The sequence below is a fragment of the Pleionea sediminis genome (genome assembly GCF_007570825.1).
In the GTDB taxonomy this organism is placed as follows: Bacteria; Pseudomonadota; Gammaproteobacteria; order Enterobacterales; family Kangiellaceae; genus Pleionea; species Pleionea sediminis.
On sequence record NZ_SUNB01000001.1, the window covers coordinates 307,937 to 325,690 of the forward strand.

A 17,754-nucleotide genomic window follows, 5' to 3' on the forward strand; every position below is an offset into this window, starting at 1 on the left:
GTTACGAGTTATCATTTTGAGTCGTCTTTATTCAGACCCAGTAATTCTTTTGCTTGTTGTTCTAATTGCGTATCTTTGCCTTGCGTTAAATTTCGTAAATAACGCGTCGGGTGATGCATCATTTTATTCGTAAGCCGATGCGCCATTTGTTGCAATACCAGCTCAGCGGATTCTCCAGATTGAATTTGCAACATTGCTTTTTGCAATTCATGTTCTTTAAGCGCATTCATCTGCTCACGATAGTCTTTCACCAAGTCGACCGATTCAAGCGACGACACCCATTCTAAAAAATGTTCCGCTTGATAAGCAACGATATCTTCCGCTTCTTCGGCTGCTTGACTTCGAGCCTTAATATTCTCATCTATGACGTCTTTTAAATCATCAACCGTATATAAATAAATATCGTTTAATTGGCCGACTGCAGGCTCAATATCTCGAGGGACAGCCAAATCAACCATGAACATTGGCTTGTGCTTACGTTGCTTTAAACTTTCTTCCATTAGCCCCTTACCAACAATGGGTAATGGACTCGCCGTCGATGAAACAACAATATCCGCCAAAGGCATGGATTCTGGTAATTCACTTAAAGTAATTGCCTTACCACCAAATTGACGCGTTAACGCCTCACCCCGCTCCAGAGTTCGGTTAGCAACAATAATATTTTTCACACCTTGATTCAAAAAATGTCGCGCAGCCAGTTCGACGGTTTCACCAGCACCAATGTATAAAGCCGTCATATTCGACAAGTCGGTAAAAATCTTTTTCGAAAGCGAGACAGCGGCATAAGCAACTGACACTGCGCTGCTTCCAATTTCGGTATCAGTTCGAACCTTTTTGGCGACAGAAAAGGTGTGTTGGAAAAGTCGATCCAACAACTGACCCAAAGTGCCGGCATTTCTGGCAAACTGATAGGCGTCTTTCATCTGTCCTAATATTTGCGGCTCTCCCAAAACCATCGAGTCCAAACCGCAAGCAACACGCATCACGTGTTGAATTGCTTCTTCGCCTTGATGCACATACAAGCATCGATCAAGCGCGCTATCGTCTAGCATGTGGTGCTTTGTGAGCCACTGAACCAGCCGCTGATGAGCCGACTCATCACCGCGAAAATACACTTCCATCCGGTTACAAGTGGAGAGCACAGCCACTTCATCAAGCTTTACTTCAGATTGAACAAGACGAAGAGCTTCTAGAATAGATGCGGGATCAAAAGCTACTTTCTCCCGAATTTCGACAGGAGCTGTTTTATGATTGATACCAATTGCAGAAACCGACATACAATGAAACCTGAAGCTCGCTAAGCGCGAACTGCAAAATGATTTAACGCACCCTGCGGAAAGTCAAAGTGGTTAATAACAGAATGATTAGGACTTGATTGCATCGGTCAAAAAAGAAACAGAACGTTAATCTAATTTACCATTATAGCATCGAGCACTCTTTGACAATACCCTTCTCTTCAGGAATTACAGGGTCTAAGCTTTGGAACGAAAGGCCGTCATTGGAATTTTAGGTCAAAAGCCGCATAATGCTGAACTTTACTGCATTCTAATAGCCCAAGCTTGGGAAACTAAGCCAAAGACACACAAGGATCAGATTGCAACGAATGAAACGAATTATCTTGTCATTGTCCATTGCCGCACTCATCTCGGCCTGCCAAACGCAGCTACCGCAGACCAGCGATAATACCGACACAAATGCTCCCAATGGCATCAAAGCACCTTCCAAACAATCGCTTTCTGATCGCCAAAGGTCCGAACTGTATCAGGCCATTCTCACGGCAGAGCTCTCTGAAGGGAATGGCGATCTGGAAACCGCACTGACCCACTATTTGTATGCATTAACCATATTGCCAGACAGTGAAATTGCTGCCGAAGCAATCGTGCTCGCACAAAAAACTCACGATCCCGCAGCGCTCATTCAAGCTTCAAAAGTATGGCTTGAGTTGGAACCCCGAAATGAAAATGCATTAGAAGCCAATATTTTGGGTCAACTCATGCAATTTGATCAATCGGATGATTTACGCGCGCAATCGTTGAATAATGCCTATGACCGTATCCAAACACTGAGTACGTTATACAGCGATCCAACAAAACAATTTCATGAACTCGCTGGCTTAAGTCGTTTGTACCTTCAAGGATCAACTTTGTCACTGTGGCGAGAATTAATTCGCCGCGATCCTGACAGCCCCTTAGGCTGGGTGCTGTTAGCCGATGCTTTTTTAAGAGCCTCTCAGGTAAACGACAAAACAAACTTTATCGACGAAGCAGAACAAGCCATAGAAGCCGCATTGAGAGTGGATGATAGTTTTGTACCAGCGATAAATCTTCGCATTCAATGGCTCAAAGCGACGGGCAAAGAGCAACAAATTTCTACGTTCTTAGAAACCTTGCTACTACAAAACCCGAATAATGAAGGCGCTTACTCAGCGCTATCGCAATTGTATTACCAAAACCGACAGTTCGACAAAGCCATCATCACAGCAAATCGTTGGCAACAATTGAACCCCGATAACTTAGAAGCGATCTACATTAAAGCAGCGAGTTATTATGGCGAACAAAATTTTGAGCAAGCCTTCGAAGCCTTTGAGCAACTATTGGATAAAGACTTCCGTCCTGTACTCTCGGCATACTATTGCGGAGATACAGCAGAGCGAACCAATAGAGTTGATCGAGCGATTGAATGTTATGCGATGATAGACTCTGGAAAATACTGGTATCCCGCTTTGCAACGCTGGGCATTTTTGCATTTAAGAAACAATAATCCCGAGCCCGCATTAGAAAAACTCGAGTCATTATCTACCGATGACGATCCGCGAAAATCAGAACAAAGTGTCGTATTAAAAGCAGATTTATTAATGCAACTTAATCGACAACTAGAAGCCATTGATTGGCTTGTTCGATTTATTAATCAAGACCTAACTTACATAGAAATACCGATCAAACATTTCCACATAATGCATCTCATCCAGCCACAAACTAACTGGACTGATTACGCAAACTCAATAGCCAACCGAATACCAAGTTCTTTAAAAGAAAACTGGTACCTGCAGTTGGCCAATGAATTAGCGAATCAAGACAAAGCAGAACAATCCATTGCACTACTCAATCATCAGCTCACCGCAGAGCCTGACAATGTGAACTACATGTATTCCCGAGCATTACTTCGCGAACTTACCGAAGAATACTCAAAAATGGAAAAGGAATTAAGAAAACTTTATGCCATGGAACCCGACAATCCCAATATTCAAAACGCGCTGGGTTATACTTTAGCCGATATGAATAAAGAACTCGATTTTGCACTTGAGTTAATCCAGGCTGCACAAATGAAATTACCAAGAAGCAGCGCAGTAATGGACAGTTTAGGATGGGTGTACTATCGCAAAGGAGATTTCGAAAATGCCGAAAAATGGCTATCGTCTTCATTAAAAATCGATGTTTCCGGTGAAGTTTTGGCACACTTAATTGAAGTTCTTGTAAAGAACAAGAAGCAGGACCAAGCGGAATTACTGCTTAAACAATTTTGGCCTCAAGTGAAATCCGATAAAGATATCATTGAAGTTGTCGAACAATTTAAACTGACAACTCCATAGGATTAATAAACCATTATGGCTTCAGTCAAAAAAATGCAACGCTTTGGAGTTTTCTTTGCCTCAATGTTGTTGGTTACTGGATGTTCGCTGTTTAAAACCCAGCAACTCGAAATACCAGCCAACTTAACCGCCGAGGGACGCGTTAAATTTTTATCTCAACTGGAATATTGGCATCTCGATGGTCGCATTGGAATTATTGCGAACGGAGAGTCTGAGTCGGCTAACATCAGTTGGACGCAAAGTGGAGAAAATTCAAAGCTCAGAATTTATGGTGCACTTGGAGCGACTTACGCTTTGGTTCATACCAAACCCGGTTATGCGAAGTTAGAACTCTCTGACGACGAAGTTTATGAAGGTACTAATGCGCAATATTTATTGTGGGAAAAGACCGGTTGGAATATTCCAGTAGACGCCTTGCGGGAGTGGCTGTTAGGCCTCCCCAACAATGCCCCATCTTTTGAACTCAATGACAAAGGATATGTTAAATCCATAGAATTTCAGAATTGGGCCATTAACTTTCAACTTTACGACTCTTACCGCGGACTTGATATGCCGCGTAAACTTAAAGCGAAGCACCCAGACATCACATTAAAGTTTGCTATTTACGACTGGGAATTTACGCCCGATGACTAAGCCTGTCAGGGAAGAAACAATAATTCTACCAGCGCCTGCAAAACTGAATTTAATGTTACACATCACTGGTCAGGACGAACGTGGTTATCATTTATTGCAAACCATGTTTCAACTCTTAGACTATGGTGACACTCTCACGTTTGAATTTAGTAATGACGATCAGGTGACATTCTCCTGTTCTGTGCCTGAGTTAGAAACCGACAACAATCTTGTGTTACAAGCCGCAGAAGTTTTGCGACCCTACGCCACCGAATTCCGTGGAATTAATATTCATCTCGATAAAGTTCTCCCCATGGGAGGAGGCATTGGTGGCGGAAGCTCAGATTGTGCAACAACATTGCTCGCATTAAACGAATTGTGGCAGTGTCATTTAAGTATTGATGAACTTTCGAAATTGGGAGTTTCACTCGGTGCTGATATTCCAGTGTTCATACATGGAAAAACAGCATGGGCAGAAGGTATTGGAGAGGAACTTTTTGCTCACGATTTGCCCGAATTATGGTACTTGGTGATCCACCCTGAATGTTTCGTATCCACTGCCAAAATTTTTTCAAATAAAGCGTTGACACGGGACTGCGAAATCAGCAAAATACGCGACTTTCTCGCACAGGGTGGTCCCAAGCGCGGTAACAACGTAATGGAACCAGTGGTCTTTGACCTTTACCCTGAAGTGAAAAAGGTGCGGGATTGGCTAATTCAGTTCAATCCAGATGCAAGAATGACCGGAAGCGGAAGTTGTTTGTTTGCACCCTTTGACAATGAGCGAGAAGCGCGTAAAATAGCGAGCCGGTGTGAATGGCCCAACTTTGTGGCTAAAGGTGTTAACACTTCACCAACTCATACCAAGCTATTTGGACTTAACTAAAGTCCTATCCTACAGGGGTGTCGCCAAGCGGTAAGGCAACGGGTTTTGATCCCGTCATTCGTAGGTTCAAATCCTGCCACCCCTGCCATTTTCTCTTTTGAACTTCTTATCAAAATTTCCGACTTCTTAAACGCCAGTTTTTGATTCATTCAACTTATGTTTAATTTGGGTCTAAAACAAATGGGCCTAATACAATTCGCACCGTAATTTTTAGTCATTAAAACCCGTATCACCGCCCACCTCTATTCTATAACATCGCAAGAATCCAATTACCGGTTTTCAATCAAAGTGATTCAAGCTAAAATTCGGTCTCACTCGTCACCAGTAACTCAAAAGAAAATTTGGGAATCCTCCATGTCCGACATGATGCTTTTTCGTGGTAACGCCACACCAGAACTTGCTGAACTCATTGCTAAAAACCTGGAAATCGAACTTGGAGACGCCACCGTTGGCCGCTTCAGCGATGGTGAAGTTAACGTTGAAATACTCGAGAATGTGCGAGGAAAAGACGTTTTTATTATCCAATCCACCTGTGCTCCGACAAACGACAGCTTAATGGAAGTCGTCGTTATGGCCGACGCGCTAAGACGTGCATCTGCCGGTCGAATCACTGCCGTTGTGCCTTATTTCGGTTATGCCCGACAAGATCGTCGTGTTCGTTCGGCACGTGTTCCAATCAGTGCAAAAGTCGTTGCCGATATGATGGCCATTGTTGGCATTAACCGAGTACTCACTGTCGATTTACACGCCGATCAAATCCAAGGCTTTTTCGATATTCCAGTTGATAACGTTTACGCTACTCCGGTACTTCTTGACCATATATTAAAAACGCATACCGATAATATGATGGTTGTATCGCCCGATGTCGGTGGTGTCGTCCGAGCGAGAGCCGTTGCCAAACGCTTAAATGATGCTGACCTGGCCATTATCGATAAACGTCGCCCTAAAGCCAACCAATCTGAAGTCATGCACATTATCGGTGATGTTGAAGGCCGCGATTGTATTATCGTCGATGACATGGTCGATACAGCCGGAACACTCTGTCTTGCCGCAGGCGCACTCAAGAAAAACGGCGCTAAGTCAGTCGTTGCTTACTGTACACACCCAGTTTTATCTGGCAAAGCAATTACCAATATCAAAGAATCTTCACTCGATAAATTAGTCGTAACCGACACCATTCCGCTATCCCTAGAAGCTAGAGATTGCGACCGAATCGAAGTCATTACCATGTCTAATGTCTTGGCAGAAGCCATTCGCCGAGTCAACGAAGAAGAATCTTTATCATCGATGTTTCTTGACTGATCCGTCAGCCTCTAGATAGTCAAAGCTTCAAAGGCGGGTTAACCCGCCTTTTTAACCGTTTTTGCGGTTTACCTGCCCTCCGAGAAACAGTATAATTCGCCACCCCTTATCAGGGTCCATCCAGCTTTTGGTCGCGGAAGCTGGCTTATTAAATTGAACACTTGGAGAAAAACCATGGATTTATTTGAATTGAATGCTGAGCTGCGTTCAGACATGGGGAAAGGTGCGAGCCGCCGCCTACGTCGTGAATCAGACAAAGTACCAGCCATCATTTATGGCGGTAACAAAGAACCTCAACCAATCTCGTTGAGCCACAAAGAAGTGTTAATGCACGTTGATCACGAAGCATTCTACTCACACATCTTAAGCCTCGTTGTCGACGGCAAGAAAAACAAAGTTATCTTAAAAGACATGCAACGTCATCCATACAAGCCAAAAATTACTCATATGGATTTCCAACGCGTTTCTGACAAGCAAGTTATCACCATGCAAGTTCCTTTGCACTTCTTAAACGAAGACAAATGTGTTGGTGTTAAAAATGGCGGCATCATTCAGCATCACATGAATACAGTCGAAATCGTTTGTGCCGCAAAAGACTTACCAGAATACCTCGAAATTGATGTTGCTGATTTAGACGTTAATGGCGTTATCCACTTAACTGACATTAAATTAGGTAACAGCATTCAAATTACCGATCTGATTCAAGGCGAAGATCACGACCATGCGGTTGTATCTATTCATCGTCGTGGCGGAAGCGAAGAAGCTTCTGACGAAGAATCAGAAGAAGGCGGCGAAGAGTAATTCTTCGAGACATTAGGATTAATTCTAGTGTCCGCTATTAAACTAATTGTGGGCCTGGCAAATCCAGGCCCACAATATCAAGATACCCGACATAATGCTGGCGCCTGGTTTGTTGAGGAACTCGCCCGCAGTTATTCAATCTCTCTCAATACCGATAGCAAACACTTTGGTTTATCCGGTCGTGGCTTAATCAACAATCGTGACATACGCTTGCTCATTCCCACCACCTATATGAATCTGAGTGGTAAATCCATTGCTTCACTCGCCCAATTCTACAAAATTGAACCTGAAGAAATCTTAGTTGCGCACGATGAGTTAGATATTCCTCCTGGAGAAATACGTTTGAAAAAAGGCGGTGGACACGGCGGACACAATGGATTGCGCGATACCATTGCAAAACTCGGCAACAACAAAAATTTTTACCGTTTAAGAATTGGTATTGGCCACCCTGGTGATAAAAGCCAGGTGACGGGGTTTGTATTAGGTAAACCACCAGCAAAAGAACGAGACAACATCGATACAGCAATTTACGAAGCAATTCGTTCTGTCGATGACATTATCAGTGGCAATCATGAGAAAGCCATGCAGTATTTGCACAGTTTAAAAGCAAACTAACAAGATTTTTATCAAATTCCTCTTTAAGAGAAGAGTTTAAAGTTAATAGAAGGTTTTTCATCATGGGATTTAATTGTGGCATTGTCGGACTACCCAACGTCGGTAAATCGACTTTATTTAACGCACTAACAGACGCAGGTATCGATGCTCAAAACTACCCGTTCTGTACTATCGATCCAAACACCGGTGTTGTAGGCGTTCCCGATCCTCGCTTAAATAAGTTAGCAGACATCGTTAATCCGCAAAAAATCTTACCGACCACAATGGAGTTCGTCGACATAGCAGGATTAGTTGCCGGCGCATCAAAAGGCGAAGGTTTAGGAAATAAATTCTTAGCTAACATCCGAGAAACCGATGCGATCGCGCACGTTGTTCGCTGTTTTGAAAATGACGATATCGTTCACGTTGCGGGAAAGATTGATCCTATTGCCGATATCGAAGTCATTAACACCGAGCTAGCATTAGCCGATCTCGAAAGTGTTGAGAAAGCCATTTTAAGAGCTCAAAAATTAGCAAAAGGCGGCGATAAAGAAGCCAAAGCTCGATTAGTACTTTTAGAAAAAATAAAACCAGTACTGGATGAAGCAAAACCTGTGCGATCCATTGAATTTGACGACGACGAGTGGAAAATTGTTAAGCAACTCCACTTAATAACATCAAAACCTACCATGTACATTGCTAACGTTAACGAAGACGGTTTTGAAAACAATCCTAACTTAGATAAAGTTCGTGAATACGCTACGAGTGAAAATGCCGAAGTTGTTCCTGTCTGCGCTTCTATGGAATCTGAAATTGCCAGCCTGGACGATGATGAAAAAGTTGAGTTTCTCGAAGAAATGGGACTTGAAGAACCCGGCTTAAATCGAGTTATTCGAGCAGGATACAAACTACTGGATTTGCACACCTACTTTACTGCCGGCGAAAAAGAAGTTCGAGCCTGGACGGTTAAAGTCGGCGCTACCGCACCACAAGCGGCAGGAGTTATTCATACGGATTTTGAAAAAGGCTTTATTCGCGCCGAAGTCATTGGTTACGATGACTACGTCGAGCTTGGCGGCGAGCAAGGTGCTAAAGATGCGGGTAAATGGCGATTAGAAGGAAAAGAATACGTTGTTAAAGATGGCGACGTTATTCATTTCCGTTTTAATGTCTAAAGCTCTTCACAGTATCGACAGTTAGAGCAATTAAAAAGGCGCTTCGTGCGCCTTTTTAATTTGAACTGCTTTTAAACTCAGCTCTCTCCAGCCCACTCTTTAAAAGCTCGAGATCGAGAAAACTTTTTATAGGCCTCTTCATTTCTGAAAAAATCGTAATCAAACTCCAACTGAAAACGAGGTTCCATTTTCTTAAAAAGCTCGACCACTTCTTTATACCTTTCTGCTTCGATATAAAGCTCACTCAAATTCCAATAATATTCTTGTTCATCAATACCATGCTTAACCGACTTTTCAGCATAAATAACTGCTGGCTCAAGTTCCTTTTTCAAATAATAAATCGTCGACATTAACAAGAGTAATTTTGGTTCATTGTTGAACCGTCGGTTCAACCTCAGAATTCCGTCAATCGCCCGATCATACTTTTCTTCATAGAAATAATGATCAAGTAACAATAAGAAAAGCTCTGGGCGATGCCCATGAAATTTATCTAGTAAATAAAGCTGTTTTTGGTACTCTTTATCAGAAATCGATTGAGATAATACAACCCTCATTGCAAATATCTGTTCATGATTGTAAATTTCCCGCGGTAACTTTTTAAGCTCCTGATAGGCCGCTTTAGAATTTCCAGCTCGATTAAACGCTCCAATTTTTTTGAATGTATCAAGTAATTTTCTATCAACATTAAAATTTCCAACTAGCCTTTGTAAAAAATTGCTTTCTGGAATAAGAAAAGAAAGCGCTGTCGCATACGATTTCGACAATAAACTACCCGAAGCATAATCATACCAGTCGATAATAGAATTAACCTTTTCATCAAAAAGAAGCTCATAGAAAGCCATTCCATTTTCACCGAAATCAAACAATATTAAGGCTCGGTTTTGAGTACCTACTTTAATAATTCTTCGAAATGAAATCGTTGCACCATCTTCAACAGATCGCATTAACGCCAACACATAGTTACGCTTAATGCCCTCTTTAATTCCTTTCTTTAATGAGCTTTGTTCTTTAAACGGAATTTTCAACTCAGCCAAGTTAAGAATACGATCGCTCATCGCCGATAAGTCTAATAAAGCTTCAACTTTTTCTGACTGTTGGTTATTGATAGCCTGTGCGAACTGACGTCCCAGCTCCTCCATTTTCTCTAATGGTCGTTTTTCTTCTGCAAAAGCCGAATTCAAGAACAGGCAGTGAAGGACAATAAAAGCAGATAAAAACTTAATGACAGCGGGCTTCAAAATACTCTCTCTTTTGAAAAATTATTAGTCTAAAAAAGAAATAACAAGCAGCGGAATAACTACCAATAGGACAGCGTTATCACTCAATTAATTCAGTTAAATGCTAATAATAGTACAGAAAGAGAAGAACTTGGTCGACGACGTCACAAGTCGCGACCAAGTTTTAGGATGCTTTAAGGAGCAGGACAAGCTAATACGGTATCTTCAACACACGCGACTCGCTCGCGATATCGTCGATTAAAGGTATAAACTAAAATCTCTTTACCCTCGAAAACAGGAATAAATAAGTTTGCTCGTGCAAATAAATTGTCGTAACTCACAGAGACGGCACCAATAGTCGACACGGTTACGCCAGCTGCGGTTGTTGTCTGAGTGGTTCCCTCTCCATAGTGATGATTAATGTCAAAGATAACGTTTGAATCATACTCCCAGTCATTATGAGTTGGTGTAAGAACCCATACTTTACCCGCTTCATCGCCACCAACAACAATGTGTGGCTTTTTGTAATAACTGTATTTATCAAATTGACGCATGTAAAAAGCGGTTGCTTTTCCAGGAGCCAATCGACCCAGACCTTGAGTTCCAGCTAATGAAGGTTGCGGACGAATGTTATCGAGTAAAATATGCACTGGCCATGCATCTTGGAAAATATCTCCGCTTTCAGGCATTTCTAATGCGTACACTCGACCAGGAACGGTAGGAAATGGACGACAAGCATCGGGTTGATGATTGGTTGCTAAAATATCAACGCGACCATCTTTGTTTAAATCAACAATTTGAATATCAAACGGTAAGCCTTGATCACCACTGATGGTCGCCGAACGTGCAGGCATTATCATTGGATTAACATCCGCCCAGTTTTTTCCGACCGGAGCACCATAAATAGCAATCTTGCCATGTGCTTGACTATCCCCCGTGAAAAAGTGGGTTGTAACGATCTCTGGAATTCCATCGTTTTCAAAGTCGTGTATTTCCAAATGCGTATCCGGCCCTTTAAAGCCAACCGTTGGACCACCAACCAGAAGGTGCTCTTCCCAGGCTGTATTTGGAGACAGTGCATCCCCTGGATTTTTAAACCAGACAAGCTCACCGAAAGGCGGTGTGCCTAAAATGACATTAAAAGAAGAACGTAAAGAAACAATATCTCGCTTACCATCTCCGTCCATATCATGAACGACAAAATCGTGATAAAACGTTGGCATAGTGCCATCCATACCACTTTGATGAATCACGTATTCTGTTTTCAAAGGATCGGAAATATTAATGAGCGTTAAACGACCTGGAGCAGGTGTGCGCAAAAATCCTTGAGCAACAATAATTGCTTCGAAAGGCACTAAGTCGACCGGAGCGCGTTTTACTCCATTTGGCCACACTGTACGAGACGTGCCTGGCGCAGCATCAATATCAGTAATGATTTCCATATCACGAGAAGCGTCAAAATTGTCACTATAATAATCATTTATCCAAGGAATTCGAGCCACCAAATCACGCTCGGCAAACCCACCAGGAACTCTTATATCTTTATTATAAAAACTGGTAACCGTCAGCCCATGTCCATCGTAGAATCGATCAACTTCAGTAAAAGCCGGATTAAATGGCAATTTAATTTCGGCTTTTTTATAAACCGCAGGACAAGAATCTCCACCAGCAAATGATGCAAGGGACTGAACCACCAGTGCGCTCGACACCAAAATATTTTTTATTGTTATTTTCATGAACTCTCCATTTTTTATTGGTCACTATTAAACTTTTGTGAACCTTATATTTCACCACTACTTAAAACAAGGTTATTTTTTGGCCAAGAAACAACGAAAAAATCTCAATTTCTATTAATTAATTAGCAAGAAACAAAATTGATTAATGCGAAAACAAAAATCTCAAAATCGATTTCTTGCCCAAAAATACCAAACTATTTACGATTTATTTTCCAGTATTCAAAATTTGAAATTAAGTAATTGAATTTATAAGGCACTAGAAAAGAAAATAAGAATTTCGCTTTTAACGGCTGACATTTTTCAACAAATCGAAAAGAAACAATGTTCAAATTCATTCATTAACTTGGGTTGTTCAAAATTAGAGCTTGTTTTTGAAAAGGAATTGAAAAACAGAAAAAAGTAAGTTTTAGTTATTAGTCAAACAGCACGATTGCGGCAGTGCAGTAGAAATAGGATTCAAAAATGAGTTGTTTAACTATACAACTAACTTGAATTAAACAATGAATTGCTCAAAGAAAACAATGTTCGAACATCGAAAAAATCTATTCATATCGAATAAAAACATCAAAAAAAGCGCCGTTAGGCGCTTTTTCAATCAAACACTTCGCGTCGCCAAGGCGGGAGAGATTTGACACGCTTTTTTGGCAGGGCCATACACCGCCAATTGACCAATTAACCAAAGTACAACCATACCAGCGGGTACGTAATACCAATCGAGTTTGGGTAAATCCAATGCATTTACTAATAACATATTGAGTCCAATAGTCATTCCCGCGCCAACAATCACACCGAAAGACGTAATCAAAAAATTCTCCAACATAAAATAACGCATAATATCTATTTTCCGAGCACCTAAAGCACGGCGTGTCCCTATTTGCTTTTTCCGACGATTCACACTGAAACTTGCTAACCCGACAATACCTAAAGCGGTAATTACGGTAAGACAAACAATCAGTGTCGTAAGAATCGTATTCATTCCATTATGATTGCGATAACTGTTCTCACGAATTTCCTCCATGCTTTGCACACGACGAATCAATCTTCCATCATAATTGGCAACCAATCCTTCCTCGACTTCTCTCATAAGTCGATCGCGTTCACCCGGCTCTGTGCGAACCATCACACGACCAGAACCAAATAATAACTGCGATGGAAATAACAAAGTACGCTCAATACCATTCCAACCATTCCAAGGCGCCTGCATTTTCTCAACAATTCCAACAATATTGATTGGATGAGTTTCTGCAATAAAGACGGTTTTACCGAGTGCAGCCTGCCAGTCACCATCAAACATATCGGACGCCAGTTCTTTCGTGATAATTCCTTGTCCTGGCCATTTTGTCTCCGACCGTTCTCGCCATATAACCTCATCAGGCGTAAAGTTTCGTCCGGCTAATAAATTAACACCAAACGCATCGAGCCCATGTGAGTCGACAAAATAAATGGCGGTTCCAACTCCATCGGCATCGGCGCCTTGTTCGGTGGCCAGCCCCATCGACCAACCACCGCCAGTTAATGGCGCAGAGTTCGTTTGAACGGCATCAACAACACCGGGCAATTGACGAATGTAGTTTAAATCTTCAGGTATCTGAGTTTTTTCATTAAAGTCTTCAGCAAAACCCGAATACGAATAGATAAAAGTATTGGCTTCATCAATTCCAGAAGCACGGTCCATTTGTCCGCGCCGATCTTGAATCATAAACACAGAATTAACAATTATGGTCATCGTTAACGCAATTTGTAACGCGATCAGAATCGCTCCTGTTTTATTTCGTGACAATGCACTGAGTATTGGACGAATTTGCATAATGGCTCCTTATTGCGTCTTTAATTGAACAGCAGGTTGAATGTTGCACGCTCGCCAGGTTGGATAAATTCCTGCCAATAAAGCAGACACAATGGCTAATAAAATTGCGGTAAACATCATAGTGACATCCAGTCGAACCAAGTGCTGAACTTCGTTGCCAAATAAAGCGCCAATACCCTGCAATCCTCCCCATGCTAAAAAAAGGCCAACACAACCACCAGCAACGCCAATCATGGCCGACTCAATAATGTGCTGTAAAAATAACGTTCTTTTAGAAGCACCCAACGCACGTCGCAAACCAATTTCGCCCGCTTTGGTCGAAAACTTTGTTAACAACAAACCAATGGTATTCAACAAACAAACCAGCAAGAACATGATCGATAACCACATAACCACTTGCGCACCATCGTCGACTACGCCTTGCAACTCCATCCATTGCATAACACTTTGAATATGGTTATTGAGAGGTCGTGGAAAACGCCCTAGTTCTTTTTGTTGGTTGGCATAGTTATTAAGAAACGCAAGGTAATCTTCTTGTTCAGACTTTGTTGGTAGTTCTGCCCAGAATTGAATCCAAACGCATTCCGAATTTAAAAAGCCCTGAAAGCCCTCTTCATTGTTGGGTTTCCAGCAATTAGTATTTCCCGCTCGAGAAAGCTCAAATGCCGCCACTAAATTAAAAGGAATATAATAATCTTCGGGATCTCGAAAAGGACCATTCGTCACATCGTAATATTTAGGAACGGGGCGATAATGATCGAGCACTCCAACCACTTTATAGTTTCTTCCACCAATACGAACAAACTTGCCAACCGAATTGTCACCACCAAATAACTTTTCATTGGTTTCGCGACTCAATACCGTCACCATTTCAAGATTGTCGTCACTCTCTCGCGACCAACCATTACCGTATAAAAAAGGTGGTTCAAACATTTGAAAGAAATCACCATAAGTAGCGCGGCCTGTTGTTTCAAATGGTCGAACATCGCGATCTTCCGGTTCTATCACGGCAAACGTTTTCGTCATTGCCGTTTGACGCTTTGCCGGTGCCGATTTCATCAATGCCATCGCATCCATGTAAGTCATTTGATCTGGCGCAATGTTGGGCTCACGAAAAGGATTGTTGGGATCCCAACTATCGACTTGAACCGCAAACAGCTCATCACTTTTATGTGGAACAGGATCACTGCCCATGGCATAGTTAACAGTAATCGTTGTCATGGATGCTCCAATCCCCACCGCAATAGCCGCAACCATTAACGTGCTTAAGATTGGATTTCGCTTTATCGATAAAAGCGCTAAACGCAAGTAGTAACTCAACATAGTCGATTCCTTAAGCCATAGCCGGCTTAGCCGTTGCAATGTCGATAACTGGCTCAACGACATGACTCAACTCTGTGACTCGTCCATCTTTAACGGCAATGGCTCTCGGAGTACGCTGCGCTAGTTTTAAATCATGAGTGACCATAATTATGGTTGTTCCTTTGCTATTAATATCCTCTAACAAAGACATAACACTTTCTGCCATTTCGGAATCTAAGTTTCCTGTTGGTTCATCCGCTAGTAAAAATCTCGGTGAGCCGGCGAGTGCTCTTGCAATAGCCACACGTTGCTGTTGGCCACCAGATAATTGCGAGGGAATATGCTTCATTCGATTCACCAAACCAACCGTCTCTAACGCATGTTCAATGCGTTCTTTTCTTTCTTTACTATTCATCGTTCGATATCGAAGAGGCACATCCACATTATCAAATAAATTTAAGTCCGGAATCAGATTAAAACTTTGAAAGATAAAACCGATTTTTTCATTTCGTAATTGTGACCGTTGATTATCATTAAGATTGCGAACATCAACACCATCCAGCAAATAATCGCCATCGGTAAATGTCTCCAGCAATCCAGCAATATTTAGAAAGGTTGTTTTTCCAGAGCCAGAAGGTCCCGTTACAGCAACAAACTCACCCTCCTTTACATGCAATGAGAAATCGCGTAACGCATGCGTTTCTACCACTTCCGTGCGAAAAACTTTTTTAATATTGGACATCTTTAACATAACGGACTCCTGTTTTTTACCGATTGATCAAAACGCTTGCTGCGCCCTGAAAAGATTCTGTACTCGAAATAATGATTTGCTCGTTGGGCTCTAAGCCATCAATAATTTCAACATGGCTCAAACTTCTGGCACCGGTTTTAATCGCCGTTTTCTCAGCGACATCTCCAGTTACTCGATAAGCAACGCGCCCCGCACCCGAATCAAGAAACTGCCCACGCTTAACCATCAAGACATCTTGCTTTAGCTCTAATAAAATACGTGTCGTTAAACGTTGGTTTTGTCGCAGCCCTTCCGGAGGTTTCCCTTGGAAACGAACCCGACCTAGTACTTGATTGTTTTGAATTTCCGGTGAAATAGACACTAGTGTCGCTTGATACAATTCATTACCCGCTCGTACTTCGGCTTCCATACCAATGCCTAAATCATCGGCATAAGATTCAGGAACCGACACTTCAACTTCAAATTGTGTTAAATCGACAACCGAAATCACGGGTTGATTTTTGGCAATCGCGGTCTTCTCTTCCACAACAAGCTGACCAACAATGCCATCGACTGGCGAATGAAGTTTTAATGCATCAACCTGACGCAACAAATCATTAACCATCAGTTGTTGCCGTTGAATTTGTAAACGCTTTGTTTTCAGTTCAAAATCGAGACTTTCTTTATTCAACTTTGCGTCCTGCACCGCATGTTGGTAAGCCAGCTTGGCATTTTGTAGATCGTCTTGCGCCTTTTCATAATCGATAGAGCTGATGGCATTGCGTTGATACGCTTTATCAGCACGACGCATTTCACGCTCAGCAGCGTTTAACGTTACTTTTGCTAAATCGACGCGTTTCTGATTTTCGAGGGCTTGTTTTTTCGATTGAATCACCTGGCGATCTTTATCTATCACCATGCTTTGTAAAGTTGCCTGTTCTTGTTCAAGTTGATTATTGAGTTCTGGGCTATCAATTTCAGCGAGCAATTGATTTTGTGTGACATCTTCGCCAGCTTGAACATGAAAACTAATGGTCCCTGATGCAGAGGCGTACAGTGTCGGACTCACTGCCGCTATTATTTTTCCTTGTACTGAAACATCGCGAACAAAATCACCGCGACTCACGGTAGCTAGACGAACGCGATCGTAAGAAACACTGTGTTCCGCAGAAGACCAGCGAGAAAATGCCGGAGCCAACAATAAGATTGAAATAATAAACAGGGTTATTAACCCCAAATAAATAATGCGTTTCTTGCGATTTTTTGGGCGTTCTAGTACCACATCTTGCCCAGACGTATCTGCTATCTTCACTTGAAATCCCCAATTTCATTCATCGATGATGACCGGAACAACAGTCATATCTTTAAATGACGAGAAGAGAATTCAAATAGTTTGAATTAAGGACGTAAAAAAATGTGTCAGAAAAATGTATATATGAATCAAGCCGTTGTTATTAAAGGGCTGGGTAACGATTTAAAGTGTGTTTTTATCAAATTAAATCACCAATAAACTCTCTGTTAATTCAACGTTGAGAGGGCTTTACTTGTTGTTGACGAACTTTTTTAGCTAATAGATAAATAACAAACCCCATAAGAATGCTCCACATAACAACATTATCCAGTCGCCCGTCAATATAGGCAACCGTCAAGCGAGAACTGGCAAATGCAATAATTAATGTCGAGACAATAACATCAGCGATAAAAACATTCATTTTTCCTCGATGCTTGCTTCTCAGGTAGTAAAGAGCGAGCAGCTTGCGAAAGCATTTTCTGAGTAACACTAACGAAATAGTAATTGCCGCTATCGTCGCAAATACCACAATGGGATTGTCCAACTGAAAAATCACCCAAATTGGAGTCACAGTAAAAAGGAGCAAAATAAAAACTAATAAAGCAACATAGCCACTTTGAAGAATCCTTTTAAAAGCCAAAAGCCCATACTGCAATAGCTCACGACGCTTCTTATCAACCACTCGTTTGCCTCAATATCATTTATAAAAATA

The 17,754-nt window shown here is 41.8% G+C and carries 15 protein-coding genes and 1 tRNA gene; 8 read left to right on the forward strand and 8 right to left on the reverse strand.

Going from position 1 to position 17,754, the window contains the following annotated elements; genetic code table 11:
- Positions 1–11 precede the first annotated feature (11 nt).
- Positions 12–1,277 carry a glutamyl-tRNA reductase gene (gene hemA, locus FAX86_RS01150; RefSeq protein ID WP_144391499.1) on the reverse strand — a complete coding sequence of 422 codons (1,266 nt, stop codon included), beginning with the start codon at positions 1,275–1,277 and terminating at the stop codon, positions 12–14.
- Positions 1,278–1,603: 326 nt separating this feature from the next.
- Here hemA and FAX86_RS01155 point away from each other — a divergent pair, with 326 nt between their 5' ends.
- From FAX86_RS01155 to ychF, 8 genes are all read left to right on the forward strand, one after another.
- Entirely contained in the window at positions 1,604–3,589 is a 1,986-nt protein-coding gene (locus FAX86_RS01155) for a tetratricopeptide repeat protein (protein WP_144391500.1), read from the forward strand.
- Positions 3,590–3,604: 15 nt separating this feature from the next.
- Entirely contained in the window at positions 3,605–4,222 is a 618-nt protein-coding gene (lolB, locus tag FAX86_RS01160; RefSeq protein ID WP_144391501.1) for a lipoprotein insertase outer membrane protein LolB, read from the forward strand.
- Positions 4,215–5,087, forward strand: coding sequence for a 4-(cytidine 5'-diphospho)-2-C-methyl-D-erythritol kinase (gene ispE / locus FAX86_RS01165; RefSeq protein WP_144391502.1), 873 nt, complete (start codon positions 4,215–4,217; stop codon positions 5,085–5,087). Before lolB ends, ispE begins: the two co-directional genes overlap by 8 nt.
- A 13-nt stretch (positions 5,088–5,100) precedes the next feature.
- Positions 5,101–5,175 (forward strand) — tRNA-Gln (locus FAX86_RS01170).
- Positions 5,176–5,441: 266 nt separating this feature from the next.
- The gene (locus FAX86_RS01175) at positions 5,442–6,389 is read left to right on the forward strand and encodes a ribose-phosphate pyrophosphokinase (protein ID WP_144391503.1); all 948 of its coding nucleotides are present in this window, start codon (positions 5,442–5,444) and stop codon (positions 6,387–6,389) included.
- A 174-nt stretch (positions 6,390–6,563) separates the two neighbouring features.
- Positions 6,564–7,190, forward strand: coding sequence for a 50S ribosomal protein L25/general stress protein Ctc (locus FAX86_RS01180; RefSeq protein WP_144391504.1), 627 nt, complete (start codon positions 6,564–6,566; stop codon positions 7,188–7,190).
- A 27-nt stretch (positions 7,191–7,217) separates the two neighbouring features.
- Positions 7,218–7,805 carry an aminoacyl-tRNA hydrolase gene (gene pth, locus FAX86_RS01185; protein WP_144391505.1) on the forward strand — a complete coding sequence of 196 codons (588 nt, stop codon included), beginning with the start codon at positions 7,218–7,220 and terminating at the stop codon, positions 7,803–7,805.
- Positions 7,806–7,867: 62 nt separating this feature from the next.
- The gene (ychF, locus tag FAX86_RS01190; protein WP_144391506.1) at positions 7,868–8,959 is read left to right on the forward strand and encodes a redox-regulated ATPase YchF; all 1,092 of its coding nucleotides are present in this window, start codon (positions 7,868–7,870) and stop codon (positions 8,957–8,959) included.
- Positions 8,960–9,036: 77 nt separating this feature from the next.
- Here the strand turns inward: ychF and FAX86_RS01195 are convergent, their stop codons facing one another.
- The 7 genes from FAX86_RS01195 to FAX86_RS01225 form a co-directional block, all read right to left on the reverse strand.
- Positions 9,037–10,197, reverse strand: a complete 1,161-nt coding sequence (locus FAX86_RS01195) for a tetratricopeptide repeat protein (protein WP_144391507.1) — start codon at positions 10,195–10,197, stop codon at positions 9,037–9,039.
- Positions 10,198–10,370: 173 nt separating this feature from the next.
- Entirely contained in the window at positions 10,371–11,912 is a 1,542-nt protein-coding gene (locus FAX86_RS01200; RefSeq protein WP_144391508.1) for a hypothetical protein, read from the reverse strand.
- A 595-nt stretch (positions 11,913–12,507) separates the two neighbouring features.
- On the reverse strand, positions 12,508–13,719 hold the full coding sequence (locus FAX86_RS01205) for an ABC transporter permease (protein ID WP_144391509.1): 1,212 nt from the start codon (positions 13,717–13,719) through the stop codon (positions 12,508–12,510).
- Positions 13,720–13,728: 9 nt separating this feature from the next.
- The gene (locus FAX86_RS01210) at positions 13,729–15,042 is read right to left on the reverse strand and encodes an ABC transporter permease (protein WP_144391510.1); all 1,314 of its coding nucleotides are present in this window, start codon (positions 15,040–15,042) and stop codon (positions 13,729–13,731) included.
- A 10-nt stretch (positions 15,043–15,052) separates the two neighbouring features.
- Positions 15,053–15,772, reverse strand: coding sequence for an ABC transporter ATP-binding protein (locus FAX86_RS01215; protein WP_144391511.1), 720 nt, complete (start codon positions 15,770–15,772; stop codon positions 15,053–15,055).
- 16 nt (positions 15,773–15,788) lie between these two features.
- Positions 15,789–17,063, reverse strand: coding sequence for an efflux RND transporter periplasmic adaptor subunit (locus FAX86_RS01220; protein WP_144391512.1), 1,275 nt, complete (start codon positions 17,061–17,063; stop codon positions 15,789–15,791).
- A gap of 211 nt (positions 17,064–17,274) precedes the next feature.
- Positions 17,275–17,724, reverse strand: a complete 450-nt coding sequence (locus FAX86_RS01225; protein ID WP_144391513.1) for a hypothetical protein — start codon at positions 17,722–17,724, stop codon at positions 17,275–17,277.
- Between the last annotated feature and the right edge of the window lie 30 nt (positions 17,725–17,754).